We start from the raw sequence: 16,887 nt of genomic DNA on the forward strand, positions 1-16,887 counted from the left end.
TTTGGTATGCGGTTGTATGCCGTTTAAGCCAGCGCGCGCCACGCTGCAACGGGCGTGTTGCCGCAACCGTTATTTGCGGAAACTGTCAAGGCTGACGACTTCGGCCTCGGGGGCGGCGTGGTCTTTCTCGTCCGCCATCACATCCATCGGCGCTTCGGGGTGACTCTCGTCCTCCTCCTCGTCCTCGCTGTCCTGGGTTTCAAAGCGCAGGCCAAATTCAACGGACGGATCCACAAAGGTCTTGATCGCGTCATAAGGAATATAAAGCGGCTCGGGGTTGTCGCCAAAATTCAGGGTGATGGCAAAGCCGTCGTCGGTGACCGTCAGATTGTCGAACCAATGCTGGATCACCACGGTCATTTCACCGGGATAGCGGTCCGATAGCCAGTCGGCGATTTCCACGTCGGGGTGCATCGTGTCGAAGGTGATGAAAAAGTGGTGATCGCCCGGCAGGCCGTATTTGCCGATGTCGGTCAATACCTGCTGGATCAGCCCACGCATTGCGCGGTGCATGAGGTTTCCGTAGTCGATTGAACGGGTCATGCGCATCATCCCTTGCAGTTGAACACAGCATAAGGGATTCGGAAGCGGATGAAAGGGGCGGTTGGGTAAAATGAACGTCCGCCCGGAATCAAGCCGCAGGCGCCGGGCGAGCGCTGGCCCGTCCGCACGGGCTGGCGCTTTGACACGCGGGGCGCAGAACGGAAATGGCACAGGTGCCAGGCAGCTAGAAAGTGCTCAACACGGACGACAAATGCGCCACCCCACGGGCCAGCGCGCGCCCTAGATTATGCCAATCGCCACCCCCGCCAGTGCCGTCACAACCAGCGTCAGCACCAGTCCGCGTTGCGCCACCAGCATCATTGCGCCCGCCAGCACAACCAGCCCAAGGGCGGCCCAATCAAGGCTGCTCCAGACCGGCCAAAGCAGGTTCAGGCGGCCAAGGCTGCCGGTCTGCGCAAACAGCAGATGCACTGCGAACCAAAGCGACAGATTGGCGATGACGCCGACAATGGCTGCCGTGATCGCAGATAGCGCACCTGCCACCCGTGGCCGCCCCTCGAGCCAGTCAATCAGCGGCGCACCGGCGAATATCCAGATGAAACACGGCACAAAGGTCACCCAGAGCGCCAGCACAGCGGCCTGAACCGCCAGCCACGGCCCGCCGAGACCCAGACCCGACTGAAACGCGACGAACTGCGTCACAAGGATCAGCGGCCCGGGCGTGGTCTCCGCCAGCCCCAACGCGTCCATCATCTGCGCCGTGTCGATCCAGCCGAAATCGACCACCACCACCTGCGTCATATAGGCCAGCACGGCGTAGGCCCCGCCGAATGTGACAACGGCCAAGGTCGAAAAGAAAACCCAGATATCGGTCAGGAATGGCGCCCCTCGGATCAAAAGCAGCGGCGCGGCCCAGATCAGCCCGCCAATCGCGATCACCCGCAGGGATTTGCCCCAGGGCAGGGCGGTGGGCGTGCCCGTGGCACCCGCGCGGCTGGTCAGTGCGCCATAAACCGCCGCCACGCCGATGATCAACGGAAACGGCAGGTTCAGCGCAAACAAGCCAATGAACGCCAGCGCCGCAATCGCCCAATCGGGCGGGCCGCGCAGGGCCTTGCGTGCGATGCGCAAGATCGCCTCGATCACGATCACCACGACCGTGGCCTTGATCCCGACAAAACCCGCCTGCACCAGTGGCAGGTTGCCGTAAGCCGCATAGGCAAAGGCCAGCGCGAAAATCACCAGCGCCCCGGGGATCACGAACAACCCACCCGCCAGCAAACCGCCCGCAATCCCGCGCATCCGCCAGCCGGAATAGGTGGCAAGCTGCATGGCCTCGGGGCCGGGCAGCAACATGCAAAACGACAGGGCGCGCAGGAACTGCGGCTCGGTTAACCACGGGCGGTCTTCGACCAGTTCCTTGTGCATCAGGGCAATCTGCGCGGCGGGTCCACCAAAGGACAGCACACCGATCCTGCCAAAGACGCGCGCCATGTCGCCCCAGCTGATCATGGCGCTGCCGCTGCGGGCCGGGCGCAGCCGTTGCCAGCTTCGGTCGGTGCGCCGGTCATGCGCTGCGGCGCGGAGGGCATATTTTCGTCAGGGGCCGACATGGTGAAGTCTTTCTGAAAGGGTCAGGGCCGACAACTGGCGGGTCAACCCAGCACCCGGCTGACCTCGCGCAGGATCTTGGCACGGATCGCACGGGGGTAGTCGCGGTGGGTCAGGGCGGTGATGACAAACCCGTTGCGGGTAATCACGGCGCGATTGAAAAAGCCGGTAATGGCAAGGCCCATCCCCTCGATGGCGATACCGTTGATGGTGACACCGGCGCGTTCGGCGGCATTGCGCACGGCGCGCACATCACTGCCAGCATTGGCGGTGCCATCACCGGAAATGTCGATCACCCGGCGGGCGCAAGCGGGGGCATCGGCGAACTGGCGCAAGGAAAACTGCACCGCATCGCCAATCGCCGTGTCCGATTGCACAAAGGCGCGCGGCATTGCGCGGGCGCGGGCGGACAGGTTGATCACATCTGCTTCGGCGCGCAGTTGGGACCAGGGGATCGACACCTCCTGACGGCCCACACCCGACCATTGGATCACCATCAGCGCGGCCTGCCCACGGATCAGTTCATCCATGATTTCAGGATCAAGCAGCGCGTCCGCCATGCCATTGGTCTGCAACCGGTATTCGGCTGTATCAATGGAATTGGAGACATCAATCGTCAGGATCAGCGCCGTGTCGCAGGCCTGCGCGGCAGGTGCGATCAGGGCGAACCAGATAAGGGTGACAATCCGCAGCATGGCCCAAGTTGAGGGTATTTGCGGACCAAGTGCAAGCCGGTGGCGGATATTCCGGGGGCGGGCGCAGCGTTGCGACAAATGCCCGCGGCATGGAACTTTTGTGCAATTTGCGTCGAAATTGATATTCGTGAAAGGATTTGCACCCTATAGTGGCCGGGCAAAGATCAAAAACAAGCAGGCATATGTTAGACACTTCAAGCTGCGTGCAGCACGAACCGGTGGCGCGCGCGCCCATCGAATGGGTGAAAACCCTCGCCAAATATCGCGAGCCCAATATGTGGCGCAGCCTGTTTGAACTGGCGGTAACCGCAGGGCCGTTTGTGCTGTTGTGGGGGCTGGCTTGGTGGAGCCTGTCTTACAGCTACTGGCTGGCCCTTGGAATCGCGGTGCTGAACGGTGCCTTCCTGTTGCGCCTTTTCGTGATTCAGCATGACTGCGGGCATGGCTCCTTTTTCAACAACCGGGCACTCAGCGATTGGCTGGGGCGTGCCCTTGGGGTGCTGACGCTGACGCCTTATGACGTGTGGCGGCGCACCCATTCCATTCACCACAGCGCCTCGGGGAACCTGTCGCGGCGCGGAATCGGCGATGTCTATACGATGACTGTGGCGGAATATCAGGCGATGGGCTGGCTGCGCCGGCTGCAATATCGTGCCTACCGCCATCCGATCGTTCTGTTCGGGCTTGCGCCGGGTTATCTGTTCTTGCTGCAAAACCGCCTGCCACTGGGGCTGATGCGGGGTCTGAAATACTGGATCAGCGCGATGGGCACGAATGTCGCGCTGGTGGTCGGCCTGTCGGTGATCGCCTATTTCGGTGGGGCGATGCCGATTTTGCTGGTGTTCCTGCCGACTACGCTGTTGGCGGCTACGGCCGGCATGTGGCTGTTTTATGTGCAGCACCAATTCGAAGATGCCTGCTGGGACACGGACGCCGACTGGCAGGTCCATGCGGCGGCGCTGCATGGCAGTTCGCACTATGTTTTGCCATCGCCACTGCAGTGGCTCAGCGCCAATATCGGCATCCACCACGTCCACCACCTTTACAGCCGTATCCCGTTTTACCGCCTGCCCGAAGTGCTGCACGACCACAGCGAGCTTGCCAGCGGCAACCGCATGACCATCCGGCAAAGCATCGGGTCCGCGCGGCTGAAGCTCTGGGATGAAAAAACCCGGCAGTTACTTTCTTTCGCCCAGGCGCGCGCACAAACCCAACAGGGGCAGCGCAACCGCTGACCGTGCCCCGGTTTCTTCTGTTCAAAAAAAACTCCCGCCGGAGGCGCATCTGTCAACACTGCGCCAATCCCAACGGAAATGCGCCAGCCTCCAGCCGCATCCGGCGCACATCGGCCTGTCAAAGATACCAGCACCAAGGGCGGCTGCGCGACGTGGAATCGCAACACAGGGCGCAACCCCAGCCCGGCCCGCAGGCGCGGCGGTCAGATCATGGCGGATGAAAGTGCAGGCTTCCACGGGATTGCCCGCAATCACGTTCCCCTGACAGAACACTTGGCGCAGCCAAATGTGGAGTCAGCGGCCCGCAGGCGCGGCGGTCAGATCATGGCGGATGAAAGTGCAGGCTTCTGTTGCCAGGTGCCTGCGAACCCCGCCTTACGCTGCTAGGCGCAAGGGCTTAATTTTCGACGTTTCGCACAGCTTACGCTGCGAGAGCCATCGGAGCTTTGTTGTCATTTGCAACTAGCTTTGATGTACCGATAACGGTGGTAACTCACCGAAACAAAGCAAACACCTTTAGACGTTTGTCGATCCTATTTCGCCCCCAAAGTCCCCAAATGAGAGATGATGGTGGAGGCGCAGGGTACCGCCCCCTGGTCCAATCCGGTTATTACGTGCGCGTTTATGTTCATAGTCCCGAGGGACAGACCTAAAGTAGGCGAGCGCAGGCGCAATTTCAATGGGTTTCGCACGGCCCTACCGCATTTGGGGTAAGATCGCGTCCGCCCCGCGCCCTAGGATGAGGCAGGGCATTTTGCCAAAACCTATGATCGGAGTCGGCGATGTTGAATCCCAAATCCCTTGTTGTTGCCTTGTGTATCATGGCTTTGGGTGCCCCGGCGGCCCTGGCCCAGAGTGTCACCGGCGATGAGATTGCCAATGCAGGTGCCTGTCCGGTATCGGCCGATGGCACGCAACGGCTGGTTTGCGCATGTGCCGCGGGTGGCGCGGCGGGGTCGGTCTGGGGCAGCGGGCCATATACGGGCGACAGCAACACCTGCACGGCGGCGCGCCATGCGGGGGTGATCGATGTGCAGGGCGGTGTGATCGTGGTGACACCGGCGGGGCGCAACGCGGATTATCCCAGCTCGTCGGCAAACGGTGTCACCACCCAGGGCTGGGGCTCGTGGGATCGCAGTTTCAACGTCGCACGGGCGCAGGTCGCCGCAGCCGCGACACCCGAAACGACCGCGGCCACCGATGCCCTGCCGACATTTTCGCAGGTGGAAATGGCTAATGCCCCGGTGTGCACCAGCCTTGCAACGGATGCGCCCGATGTGGGCCTGTGCCGTTGCCCGGCGATGCCTGCCGTCAAATCCGTCTGGGGCAGCGGGCCTTATACGGGCGACAGCGATATCTGCACCGCAGCGCTTCACGCAGGCGCGGTCGATCAGGCAGGCGGTGCCGTTCTGGTGATCAAACGCGACGGGCAAGTTGCCTATGAGGGCGGCTCGGCCAACGGGGTGACGACGCGCAACTGGGGCAGCTATGGGCGTAGCTTTGATGTGGTCATGGCCAGCAGCCCGGCCACGCTTGCCGCCTGTTCGGTGTTGCCGGGCGATGCCGATACATTGGCCTGCACATGCCCCGCCGATGATGGCACCCGTCGTCCGGTCTATGGCAGCGGCCCCTACACGGCCGACAGTGATATCTGCTCGGCTGCACGGCACGCAGGTGCCCTGGCGCGCGAAGGCGGCACGGTGAATGTGATCCGCATTGGCGGGCTTGAAAGCTATCGCGCCACAAGCACCAACACGGTCGAAACCCGCGCCTGGGGCAGCTATAGTTCGTCGATCATATTTGATCGCAATCAGGAGTGATCATATTTGATCGCAATCAGGAGTGATCATATTTGATCGCAATCAGGAGTGATCATATTTGATCGCGCTCAGTCGCGCTACAGATTGGCGGCGATCAGCCAGGCAGCCATCGCTGCCTCGATGCCCAGATAAAGCAGCGCCTTGTTGCGCGGTGGATTGTCAAGGATCAGCGAGGTCGCGCGCCCCAGGCTTGCCCCCGCATAGGCGACACCCATCATCAGATAGGCTGCGGGCGTGGCGATGATCAGGCTGCCTACCCCAAGCGCGACAAACAAACACCCGACCGAGGCGCGCACTTCGCTGATGCCCATTTCGCTGTCGCCCTGATGCAGGTCCAGCACTGCCATGGTGTAGCGCGGGGCCAGCCAGCCGAACGCGCCGAACACGATCGAGGCGAGGGCAAGAAGGATATTGATAATGTCCATTGTTGTGGTCCTTTGATTGCCGTTCAAGATGGGGCTGGGACGGGTAGGGTCAAGGCGCGCGACTGTCAGGCGATGCCGTCAGGGACGATCCAGTTGGTTGCCATAAGTGCCAAAGCTGCAAGGTTGGATCACCACATTACGGACCAGCGATTGACCGTTTCCGGGGATCTCTCCTGGACCGGGTCTTGGGCGACGTTCCGATCAGCGCGCGGCGCGCCGCGCCATGACTTCCTCGGCCAGTTCCATCGTGTAGCGGGCCAGGGCGGCAAGGTGGTCATCGCAGGCCCTGCCATCGCGCGCCTCCAGGGCATCGGCAATGGCATGGTGCAGCGCGACGATCCGTTCGCGGTCGCGCGCCGTAAAGGTGATCATGTTCATCAGCGGCTGCATGGCCTCGACGGCACCGGCCAGTTGGTAGGACAGCACCGGATTGCCCGCGCCATCGACCAGCGCGCGGTGGAACGCCACATCCGAGGCACAAAATGCCTCGTCGGTGAGGCCCGGCTGGGACTGGCGGAAACATTCGGCGCGCATGGTCGCGAGTTGATCGGCTGTGCGGCGCTGCGCCGACAGGGGTGCGCAGGCGCGCTCCAGCGCGTAGCGGGCCTCGCAGGCCGTGGCGAAGCCAACGTCGTTCATGCTAAGCAGTAACGTCGAGGTGGTGATTTGCTGCGCATAGGCATCCTCGAACCGCAAGCGATTGACAAAGGCACCGCCCGTCGCCCCGCGCTGGGTGCGGATCAGGCTTTGCGCGGCCAGTCGCTTCAGCGCCTCGCGCACCGTCGGGCGGGACACGGTAAATTGTTCGGCCAGTTCTGCCTCGCTGGGGAGGCGTTCATCCACTGGCATCGCGCCCGAAATAATGGCGTCGCGGATCGCCTTGGCGATCTGCGCCGAGAGGTCGGCGGGGTTGTTGGGATCAATTTTCATTTGTCAGACATTTAAAAGTCTGACATTTAAAACGCAAGAGCTGAGTCGGGGAGGACAGATGCTTGCACGCTTGATCAGAACGATGGCGACGCCCCAGTGGTTGGCGCTGTTCGGGCTTGTTCTGGCGGGCTGGGCCGCGCTTTACGTGATGGCAATCCCCGCCGAGATGCGCAGCCTGTCACGGATTTATGGCAGTGATTTCTGGGCGGGCCTGTGCCGCGTCACGCCCGACAGCGCAGGCGCGCTGAAACTCTGGGGGATGTGGGCGCTGATGTCGGCGGCGATGATGTTGCCCACGGCGCTGCCCGCTTTCGCCACCTTTGACGACCTGCCGACATCGCAGCGCGATTTTGCGGCGCTTGTCGGCGGATACCTCGCGATCTGGTTGGGCTTTTCGGCCGTGGCCGCGCTGGCGCAAATGGCATTGTGGCAATTCGGGCTGGTCGATCAGACCGGTCTCAGCCTCAGCCGCATCCTGTCAGCCGCGCTGTTGATCGGGGCCGGTGCCTATCAGTTCACCGCCCTCAAGAATGCCTGCGTCAGCAAATGCCGCGCGCCACTGCCGTTCTTCATGGATCATTGGAATGAAGGACCGTGGCGGATGGGTCTGCGCCTTGGTGCCGTCTGTCTGGGCTGTTGCTGGGCGCTGATGGTGCTGGCCTTTGTCGGCGGCGTGATGAGCCTTGCATTCATGGGGCTGGCGACGCTGCTGATGGTGCTGGAAAAACTACCGCAATTGGGGGATCGCCTGACGCGGCCCCTTGGATTTGGTCTGATCGGCGCAGGCGCGCTGGTGCTGGCCGGCCTTTAACCCTGAGGAGAAAGATCATGGACGGCGATACACATCCCCTACGGCGCAAGATCAGCGCAACAGACTGGGCCATCAAGGGCGAGCTGTTCCTGAATTGCAACTGCACCCTGTTCTGCCCCTGTGTTGTCAGCCTTGGCGCGCACCCGCCAACCGAGGGCTACTGCCAGGCATGGATGGCCGTGGCCATCGACGAGGGTCATTTCGAGGGCGAAGACCTGTCGGGTCTGAATGTGGGCATTCTGGCGGACATTCCGGGCCGGATGGCCGAAGGTAACTGGAAAGTTGCGCTGTATGTGGATGAACGCGCCAGCGATACAGCCTACGAAGGCTTGGGCCGCATCTTTAGCGGCACGGCGGGCGGCACCACGGGGCTGTTCACGATGCTGGTCAGTGAAATCATCGGCATGGAGCGCGAAAAGGTCGATATCATGCGCGAAGGCACCAAGCGGGGCCTTTACATCGGTCGCAAGATTCACGGCGAGATCGAGATGATCACCGGCACCGACCCCGACAAACCCGTCACCATGACCAATACCCAATACTGGATGGGGCCAGATGTGATTGCCGCCAAGGGCCTGAAATCCAAGGTGCGCGATTATGGTCGCGTCTGGGATCTGTCCGGCAAATCGGGCGAGATCTGCGCGATTGACTGGAAAGGTGTCGCCAAGTGATCGACGCCGGTTACTGTAGGGTCATGGCGCGCTATAATGCCTGGCAAAACAAAGGGCTGCGCGCCATTGTTGATGCAATGGATGAAGATGCGCTGCGGCACGACCGCGGTGCATTCTTTGGCTCGATCTTTGGCACGTTGAACCATCTGCTTTGGGGTGATCTGGTCTGGATGGCGCGGTTCGCAGGCGGTGATGCCCCACCCCAGGCCATCGCCGACAGCCCGGATATGACCGCAACACCGGTTGAATGGTCCACACACCGGTTTCGCACGGACGGGCGGATTTCGCTTTGGGCGGACAAGCTGGCATCGGTCGATCTGGTTGGTGACCTGACATGGTATTCCGAAGCGGCCAAACGCGAGGTCACCCAACCCATGCAAACCTGCATCGTGCATTTCTTTAACCACCAGACCCATCACCGCGGGCAAGTCCACGCGATGTTGACAGCCGCAGGGGCCAAACCCGGCCCGACCGATCTGCCCTTTATGCCCGAGGAATTCTGATGGCCCTGATTTCACCCTCGCGCCGGTTGCGGCGCACCCCGTTTTCCCAAGGCGTCGAGGCGGCGGGCGTCAAGGGCTACACGTCCTACAACCACATGCTGCTGCCAACTGTGTTTCGCACGGTTCAGGAGGATTATCGCCACCTGAAAGAGGCGGTGCAGGTCTGGGATGTGTCCTGCGAACGGCAAGTCGAAGTGCGCGGCCCCGATGCGGGGCGCCTGATGCAGATGCTGACGCCGCGTGATCTGCGCAAGATGCAGGAAGGCATGTGTTACTATGTGCCGATGGTGGATGAGACCGGCGGCATGCTGAACGATCCGGTGGCCGTGAAGCTGGCCGAAGACCGCTATTGGATATCCATTGCCGACAGTGATTTATTGTTTTGGGTCAAGGGATTGGTCTATGGTTTTCGGCTTGATGTGCTGGTGGGCGAACCCGATGTGTCGCCGCTGGCCATTCAGGGGCCGAAAGCCGATGATCTGGCCGCAGGGGTCTTTGGAGACGCGGTGCGCGACATCCGGTTTTTCCGCTTTGGCCGCTTTGATTTTCAGGGGCGCGAGATGGTGATTGCGCGCTCGGGCTATTCGCGCCAGGGCGGGTTCGAGATTTACGTCGAGGGAGGCGACATCGGCATGCCCCTGTGGAATGCGCTGATGGAAGCTGGGCGTGATCTGGACGTGCATGCGGGCTGTCCCAACCTGATTGAACGCATCGAGGGCGGCTTGCTGTCCTATGGCAACGACATGACCCGCGACAACACCCCGCATGAGGCCGGATTGGGGCGGTTTTGTTCGACCCAGACGGCGATTGGCTGCGTGGGCCGCGATGCATTGCTGCGCGTGGCCAGCGAGGGGCCGGTCAAACAGGTCCGCGCGCTGCGGATCGAGGGCGATATCCCGCCCTGCGATCGGGTCTGGCCCCTGATGGACGGGCAGTATCAGGTCGGGGCGATAACGTCGGCGGCGTGGTCGCCCGATTTTGAAACCAATGTCGCGATCGGCATGGTGCGGATGACCCACTGGAACGCCGCCACCGATCTTGATGTTGTGACCCAGAACGGCGTGTTTCCGGCGGTGGTGCAGGAAACATTCTGGATTTAGCGCCCACTGATCCGTCGGAGCCTCCGGCGGGAGTTGTATGGGCCAAGATGAATAAAGGAGTCTTTGAGATGTTCAACGCTTTGGTGGTTGAAAAGAATGACGAGGGCAAGACAAGCGCGTCGGTCCAGGAGATCGGCATTGATCGCCTGCCCGAAGGGGATGTGACCGTCGCGGTGGACTATTCGACTGTCAATTACAAGGACGGGTTGTGCATTGGACCGGGTGGCGGGTTGGTGCGCAATTATCCTCACGTGCCGGGCATTGATTTTGCTGGCACCGTCGAGGCCTCGGACGATCCGCGCTACAAGCCCGGCGACAAGGTTGTTCTGACCGGTTGGCGCGTGGGCGAGGCCTATTGGGGCGGCTATGCCCAAAAGGCCCGCGTCAAGGCCGACTGGCTGGTGCCGCTGCCCGAGGGGCTTGATACCCGTCAGGCGATGGCCGTGGGCACCGCCGGTTTCACCGCGATGCTGGCGGTGATGGCGCTGGAGGATCACGGGATCAAGGACGGGCCGGTGCTGGTCACCGGGGCTGCGGGCGGTGTTGGGTCGGTTGCTACGGCGATTCTCGCCAATCTTGGCCATGAGGTCGCGGGCGTGACGGGGCGTCCCGAAACCACCGATTACCTGACCAGCCTCGGGGCAACGCGGATCGTGGCGCGCGACGAGATCAACGAGACCGTCAAACGCCCGCTTGAGGCGGAGACCTGGGGCGGGTGCATTGATGCGGTGGGCGGCGCGATGCTGGCCCGCGTGTTGGGGCAGATGCAATATGGCGCATCCGTGGCCGCGGTCGGCCTGGCTGGCGGCGCGGATCTGCCTGCCACGGTCATTCCGTTCCTGTTGCGCGGCGTCAACTTGCTGGGAATTGACAGTGTCATGCAGCCCTATGACAACCGCGTGCGCGCCTGGCAGCGCATCGCGCGCGATCTGCCGATGGACAAGCTCGATTCCATGATCCAGCCCGCCAGTTTGTCGGATTTGCCGCAACTGGGCCGTGATATCCTGAAGGGTCAGGTCAAGGGCCGCGTCGTTGTCGATGTAAACGTCTGAGCGCGATTTGCGCCCCAGATCTGTTGTGAAGTGCGGCAAAAGTGCCTTTGCGGGGTGTTTTTTGCGCAAATCACCTGTTAGCGTTCCCCCATCCGGGGGGCGTTGGACACCGTGTTCCCCGAAATGAACAGGCGAAAAGGGGCAGCGCCCCAAGGCGCACCTCTGTCATCGTCAGAACAGGAGGGATGTATGTTCAAGCGTATCATGATGCCTGTGGATCTGGCCCATGTGGAGAGCCTGGGGCAGGCGGTGACCGTCGCCGCCGATCTTGCCGGCCACTACGGTGCAGAGCTTGTGTTTGTTGGTGTGACTGCGACCGCGCCCAGCCGCGCGGCCCATTCACCCGAGGAATATCGCGACAAACTTGCGGCCTTTGCCGCCCAAAAGGCCAGCCGCCACGCGATCACCACACGTGCGCAAACGATCATCAGCCACGATCCGGCTGTCGAGCTGGACGATGTCTTGATCAAGGCGGTGGGCGATGTCGGCGCTGATCTGGTCGTCATGGCAACCCATGTGCCCAATATGGCCGATATGATCTTGCCGGCACATGGTGGCGCCCTGGCGCGTCACACGGATGTTTCCGTCTTTCTTGTGCGCCACGCCTAGGCGCGCAGGACCACGAAAAACAAAACAACAGGGGGCTGTCAAATGGCCGATGAAACAACAAACCAGGGGATACCTGAGCCCGAAGGACACTCTGAAGTGATCGCGACCGATTATGAGATCGGTCAGGACAATATCGAGGCCCAGATCGGGCCGCTCAAGTTTGATATCCACAATCCGGTCTTCGTCATTTCCGCGGCGATGATTGTGTTGTTTGTCGCAATCGCGCTGATCTGGCCCGAAGGGTCCAAGGAAACCTTTTTGGCGATGCGCGACTATGTGAAATCCACCTTTGACTGGTTTTTTCTGCTTTCGGCGAATTTCTTTGTGATTTTTGCGCTGTTCCTGATTGTGAGCCCCTGGGGCAAGATCCGGCTTGGCGGCAGCGAGGCCACGCCCGATTACAGCTATCCTGCATGGTTCGCGATGCTGTTTGCGGCCGGTATGGGTATCGGGCTGATGTTCTTTGGCGTGCTTGAGCCGGTCTATTACTTTGGCACGCCCTGGGGCGATCAGCCGCTGGGGGGCGCGTTGGGGATCGTTGACGGTGTCGTTGCCGATCCTGCCGCGCTCAAGGCCGCGCGGCAGATGGCGATGGCCGCGACAATCTATCACTGGGGTCTGCACCCCTGGGCGATCTATGCAATCGTTGGTCTGGCGCTGGCGCTGTTCAGCTATAACAAGGGTCTGCCGCTAACGCTGCGCTCGGCGTTTTATCCGCTGCTGGGCGAACGTGTCTGGGGCGCCTGGGGCAATGCGATTGATACGATCGCCGCCTTTGCCACACTGTTCGGCCTTGCCACATCGTTGGGGTTTGGTGCGACACAGGTGGCGTCGGGCCTGACGGAAGTGTTTGGGTCAGGCGATGCTACCGCAGGCACCCGCAACTTCATGGGGTTCCTTTGGGGCAATGCGGACGGGTCCAGCGACAGTTCCGTCCTGCTGGTTTTGATCATCACCTTTATCACCGCGATCGCGCTTGTTTCGGTCATTCGTGGCCTTGATGGCGGGGTCAAGGTGCTGTCGGAGATCAACATGGGGCTTGCGGGTCTGTTGCTGGCGTTTGTCTTTTTCGCCGGTCCGACCCTTGCGATCCTTGGTGATTTCATTGGCGGGCTGGTGGGCTACGCCAAGAACATCGCGCCGCTGTCCAATCCGTTCGGGCGCGACGACACCGGCTTTCTGCACGGTTGGACCACGTTCTATTGGGCGTGGTGGATCAGCTGGTCGCCTTTTGTCGGTATGTTCATCGCCCGCGTCAGCCGGGGCCGCACGGTGCGCGAGTTCGTGATCAGCGTCTTGCTGATCCCCTCGCTGGTCTGTGTGTTCTGGATGGCGACATTCGGCGGCACGGCGATCAGTCAGGTGGTTGCGGGCGCCAGCGAAAGCGGCGTGTTCCAGAATGTGATCGCGGCCTACAAGCCGGAAATCTCGCTCTTTGCGATGCTGGGTGAATTGCCGCTTGCGTCAATCACCTCGGTGCTTGCGGTGGTGCTGGTCATCATCTTTTTCGTGACCTCGTCCGATTCCGGTTCGCTGGTGATCGACACGATCACGGCTGGCGGCAAGGTGGACGCGCCTGTGTCACAGCGGATATTCTGGTGCATCTTCGAAGGGGCAGTGGCCGGTGTGCTGCTGCTGGGCGCAGCAGGCACGGCGGGGCTGGATTCGCTGCAGGCGATGGTCATCTCCTCGGGGCTGTTCTTTACCGCAGTGCTCTTGGTCATGTGCTTTTCGATCATGCGCGGGCTGATGTCCGAGCCGCGCTGATCCGGCAGCTATCGGTTGCTTCAGGGCCGTCCGTTGAGGGACGGCCCTATCGTGTTTTGCGCACTTCGGCGCGCATGCGCCAAGCCCGACCTCCCCCAAGGGAGGGCTTACAGCATCGGCTGATCTGCGTGATACATCAGGCAGGCTACGAAACATCTGCCACGCTGGGTTGCAGGGCCTCCCGCGGTCGGGCTTGGCGCATGCGCTCCTTCGGTAAGAGCAGCATGGGACGGTGTCTTTTGTGTATTGCCAAGTCGCGCGACACGCGCCGTGCATCGACAGACCGCGGGAAGGCGATCCAACCTGTCGGCATTGCACTTTATGGTGGCCAAGCACATCCTTTCCTCGAGCGTGGCACCCGGATCAGCCAAATCGCCAGCCCGGCGGGGCGGCCTGTCGATGCACGGCGGCTACGCCTTGACACCGTGCGCGGAGGAGTCCTGCTTGACCTCGGTTGCAAACTCGCGAAACACTGCGCTCATGAATTTGGATATTACATGGGTGCGGGCCCAGTTTCCCGCTTTCGCCGAGGCCCCGCTTCAGGGACAGGCCTTTTTCGAAAATGCTGGCGGATCATATGCTTGCGCACCCGTTATTGACCGGCTGACGCGGTTTTATCGCCAGCGCAAGGTGCAGCCCTATGCGCCCTATGCGGCGTCAACCCTGGCCGGGCAGGAAATGGACGAAGCCCGTGCGCGATTGGCTGCGATGCTGGGTGTCGCAACGCATGAGGTTTCGTTCGGTCCCTCGACCACGCAAAATACCTATGTGCTGGCCAATGCCGTGCGCCGCTGGTTGAAACCCGGCGAGGCGGTGGTGGTCACCAATCAGGATCACGAGGCAAATTCCGGCCCCTGGCGCAGGTTGGCCAACGAAGGGATCGAAGTGCGCGAATGGCGCATCGACCCCGAAACCGGCCATCTGGACCCGGAAAAACTGTCTGACCTGCTGGATGAAAAGGTGCGGCTGGTCTGCTTTCCCCATTGTTCAAACGTGGTGGGCGAAATCAACGATGTTGCGGCGATCACTGCGCTGGCCCATGCGGCTGGCGCGTTTACGGTGGTGGATGGCGTCAGCTATGCGCCGCACGGCTTTGCTGATGTGGGCGCGCTGGGGTGTGATGTCTATCTGTTCAGCGCCTACAAAACCTACGGTCCCCATCAGGGCATTATGGTGATCCGCGAAGGGTTTGGCATGGACCTGCCCAATCAGGGGCACCATTTCAACGGTGACAGCCTTTTTCTGCGGTTCACCCCCGCAGGACCGGATCACGCCCAGGTTGCCGCCTGTGCGGGCATGGCCGATTACATGGATGCGCTGTCGGCCCAACATGGGGGCGGGCAGGGGGCCCAGGCGGCCCGCCTGTCCCACGACCTGATGCGCGCCCATGAAATCGCGCTGATGGCCCCGCTGCTGGAGTATCTGGCGTCGAAAAATGCGGTGCGGCTGCTGGGACCGCGTGCACCGGAAAACCGTGCCCCGACCATCGCGCTGGAACTGGCCGAACCGGGCGAGGGCGTGGCGGCGCGGCTGGCACAACACGGGATCATGACCGGCGGCGGCGATTTTTACGCGGGGCGCGCGCTGGCGGGCATGGGTGTGGACCCCGACAAAGGCGTGCTGCGCCTGTCGTTCACCCATTACACATCGCCAGCCGAGGTGGACAAACTGATGACCGCGCTAGATCAGGAGCTATAGCAGCAAGAAACAGGCGCACCGTGACTGACACTTCCCCGATTATCTTGTGGTTTCGCCGCGACTTGCGGCTGGCCGATCATCCCGCGCTGACGGCGGCGGCCTCTACGGGGCGCCCGATCATCCCGCTGTTCATTCATGATGAGGTCGTGGAAACCCAAGGTGCCGCGCCGCGTTACCGTTTGGGCTTGTCCGTCGCCAGCCTTGCAACATCGCTGCATCGCCACAACAGCCGCCTGATCCTGCGCCGTGGGCGCGCACTGGACGTCTTGCGCGAAGTGATCGCACAGACGGGGGCAGGGGCGGTTTACTGGTCGCGCCTTTATGATCCCGACGCCAAGGCGCGCGACACCACCGTCAAGGCGGCGCTGAAAGACGACGGGATTGCGGCGCGCAGTTTCAATGGCCACCTGTTGTTTGAACCCTGGACCGTGGAAACCAAGACCGGCGGATTCTACAAGGTCTACACGCCGTTGTGGAAAGCCGTGCGCGACCGCGATGTTGATGCCTGCCTGCCCGAACCCACGCTGCCCCTTCCAGATGTCTGGCCCGCGTCCGAAGATTTGGCCGATTGGCAGATGGGGGCAGACATGCAGCGCGGGGCCGATGTGCTGGCCCGGCATGTCTGCGTGGGCGAGGGGGCGGCGCGCGACCGGCTGGGGCTGTTCATCGCCGAACGGGTCGCCAATTACAAAACCCTGCGCGATTTTCCTGCGGCCGAGGCCACCTCGGGTTTGTCGGAAAACCTGACCTATGGTGAAATTGCGCCGCGTGCCCTGTGGCACGCCGGATGGCGCGCGGTGCACGATGGAAAGGCAGGCGCGGAACATTTCCTCAAAGAGGTCGTCTGGCGTGAATTTGCCTATCACCTGGTGCATCACACGCCCCGGATCATGGAGCGGAACTGGCGTGAAGAGTGGGACGCATTTCCTTGGAATAAAACGGAAAATGAACATGTTGTGGCGTGGAAACAGGGGCGCACCGGCATCCCCTTCGTCGATGCAGCCATGCGCGAGATGTATGTGACCGGCACCATGCACAACCGCGCGCGCATGATCGTCGGGTCATATTTGACGAAACACTTGATGACCCACTGGCGGATCGGGCAGGCGTGGTTTGACGACTGCCTGATCGACTGGGATCCGGCCGCCAATGCGATGGGGTGGCAATGGGTTGCGGGCAGCGGGCCGGACGCCGCCCCCTATTTTCGCGTCTTCAACCCCGACACCCAGCTGGATAAATTCGACGCCGACCGCACCTATACCCGCGCCTGGATTGCCGAAGGACATGGGCGCCCGTCCGCCACCGCGCTGTCGTATTTCGATGCCATTCCGCGCGCCTGGAACCTGCGCCCCGATGCACCTTATCCGCCCCCCGTGGTGGCCCTTGATGTGGGGCGCAAACGCGCGCTTGACGCCTATCAAAGCCGTGGTGATGGCTGATTGCCCTTGGGTCACCC

Annotated in this window: 16 protein-coding genes and 1 other RNA gene; 11 read left to right on the forward strand and 6 right to left on the reverse strand. The window is 61.9% G+C overall.

What is annotated here, in order from left to right; all coding sequences use genetic code 11:
* Window positions 1–69: 69 nt before the first annotated feature.
* The 3 genes from FTO60_RS06835 to FTO60_RS06845 form a co-directional block, all read right to left on the reverse strand.
* Window positions 70–543 carry an SspB family protein gene (locus FTO60_RS06835; protein WP_148055258.1) on the reverse strand — a complete coding sequence of 158 codons (474 nt, stop codon included), beginning with the start codon at window positions 541–543 and terminating at the stop codon, window positions 70–72.
* Between the two features lie 240 nt (window positions 544–783).
* Window positions 784–2,016 (reverse strand): chromate efflux transporter, encoded by a 1,233-nt coding sequence (chrA, locus tag FTO60_RS06840; protein ID WP_172623827.1) that lies wholly within the window; start codon window positions 2,014–2,016, stop codon window positions 784–786.
* 143 nt (window positions 2,017–2,159) lie between these two features.
* Window positions 2,160–2,810: a DUF1194 domain-containing protein gene (locus FTO60_RS06845; RefSeq protein ID WP_148055259.1), complete on the reverse strand. Its 651-nt coding sequence runs from the start codon at window positions 2,808–2,810 to the stop codon at window positions 2,160–2,162.
* A gap of 182 nt (window positions 2,811–2,992) precedes the next feature.
* On the opposite strand from FTO60_RS06845, the gene FTO60_RS06850 reads away from it, so the two are divergent.
* On the forward strand, window positions 2,993–4,045 hold the full coding sequence (locus FTO60_RS06850; protein WP_148055260.1) for a fatty acid desaturase: 1,053 nt from the start codon (window positions 2,993–2,995) through the stop codon (window positions 4,043–4,045).
* Between the two features lie 336 nt (window positions 4,046–4,381).
* On the opposite strand, the gene ssrA is transcribed toward FTO60_RS06850, so the two are convergent.
* Window positions 4,382–4,729: a transfer-messenger RNA gene (gene ssrA, locus FTO60_RS06855) on the reverse strand.
* A 98-nt stretch (window positions 4,730–4,827) separates the two neighbouring features.
* Here ssrA and FTO60_RS06860 point away from each other — a divergent pair.
* Window positions 4,828–5,865: an LCCL domain-containing protein gene (locus FTO60_RS06860; protein WP_148055261.1), complete on the forward strand. Its 1,038-nt coding sequence runs from the start codon at window positions 4,828–4,830 to the stop codon at window positions 5,863–5,865.
* A gap of 77 nt (window positions 5,866–5,942) precedes the next feature.
* On the opposite strand, the gene FTO60_RS06865 is transcribed toward FTO60_RS06860, so the two are convergent.
* The gene (locus tag FTO60_RS06865; RefSeq protein WP_148055262.1) at window positions 5,943–6,290 is read right to left on the reverse strand and encodes a DUF4345 family protein; all 348 of its coding nucleotides are present in this window, start codon (window positions 6,288–6,290) and stop codon (window positions 5,943–5,945) included.
* 201 nt (window positions 6,291–6,491) lie between these two features.
* Window positions 6,492–7,220: a FadR/GntR family transcriptional regulator gene (locus tag FTO60_RS06870; RefSeq protein WP_148055263.1), complete on the reverse strand. Its 729-nt coding sequence runs from the start codon at window positions 7,218–7,220 to the stop codon at window positions 6,492–6,494.
* Window positions 7,221–7,278: 58 nt separating this feature from the next.
* On the opposite strand from FTO60_RS06870, the gene FTO60_RS06875 reads away from it, so the two are divergent.
* From FTO60_RS06875 to FTO60_RS06915, 9 genes are all read left to right on the forward strand, one after another.
* Window positions 7,279–8,031 carry a DUF2182 domain-containing protein gene (locus FTO60_RS06875; protein WP_254696918.1) on the forward strand — a complete coding sequence of 251 codons (753 nt, stop codon included), beginning with the start codon at window positions 7,279–7,281 and terminating at the stop codon, window positions 8,029–8,031.
* 17 nt (window positions 8,032–8,048) lie between these two features.
* The gene (locus FTO60_RS06880; protein WP_148055264.1) at window positions 8,049–8,702 is read left to right on the forward strand and encodes a DUF1326 domain-containing protein; all 654 of its coding nucleotides are present in this window, start codon (window positions 8,049–8,051) and stop codon (window positions 8,700–8,702) included.
* A complete protein-coding gene (locus FTO60_RS06885; protein WP_254696919.1) occupies window positions 8,699–9,205 on the forward strand; it encodes a DinB family protein in 507 nt (168 codons plus the stop codon). The genes FTO60_RS06880 and FTO60_RS06885 overlap by 4 nt, the downstream gene beginning before the upstream one ends.
* On the forward strand, window positions 9,205–10,305 hold the full coding sequence (locus tag FTO60_RS06890; protein ID WP_148055265.1) for a dimethylsulfoniopropionate demethylase: 1,101 nt from the start codon (window positions 9,205–9,207) through the stop codon (window positions 10,303–10,305). Before FTO60_RS06885 ends, FTO60_RS06890 begins: the two co-directional genes overlap by 1 nt.
* 68 nt (window positions 10,306–10,373) lie before the next feature.
* Window positions 10,374–11,357 carry an acryloyl-CoA reductase gene (acuI, locus tag FTO60_RS06895; protein WP_148055266.1) on the forward strand — a complete coding sequence of 328 codons (984 nt, stop codon included), beginning with the start codon at window positions 10,374–10,376 and terminating at the stop codon, window positions 11,355–11,357.
* Between the two features lie 189 nt (window positions 11,358–11,546).
* On the forward strand, window positions 11,547–11,966 hold the full coding sequence (locus FTO60_RS06900; RefSeq protein WP_148055267.1) for a universal stress protein: 420 nt from the start codon (window positions 11,547–11,549) through the stop codon (window positions 11,964–11,966).
* 42 nt (window positions 11,967–12,008) lie between these two features.
* Entirely contained in the window at window positions 12,009–13,733 is a 1,725-nt protein-coding gene (locus tag FTO60_RS06905; protein ID WP_148055268.1) for a BCCT family transporter, read from the forward strand.
* A 480-nt stretch (window positions 13,734–14,213) separates the two neighbouring features.
* Window positions 14,214–15,431 carry an aminotransferase class V-fold PLP-dependent enzyme gene (locus FTO60_RS06910; protein ID WP_148055269.1) on the forward strand — a complete coding sequence of 406 codons (1,218 nt, stop codon included), beginning with the start codon at window positions 14,214–14,216 and terminating at the stop codon, window positions 15,429–15,431.
* Between the two features lie 20 nt (window positions 15,432–15,451).
* Window positions 15,452–16,870 (forward strand): deoxyribodipyrimidine photo-lyase, encoded by a 1,419-nt coding sequence (locus FTO60_RS06915; protein ID WP_148055270.1) that lies wholly within the window; start codon window positions 15,452–15,454, stop codon window positions 16,868–16,870.
* The last annotated feature ends 17 nt before the right edge of the window (window positions 16,871–16,887 follow it).

Source organism: Octadecabacter sp. SW4 (assembly GCF_008065155.1).
Taxonomy (GTDB): Bacteria; Pseudomonadota; Alphaproteobacteria; order Rhodobacterales; family Rhodobacteraceae; genus SW4.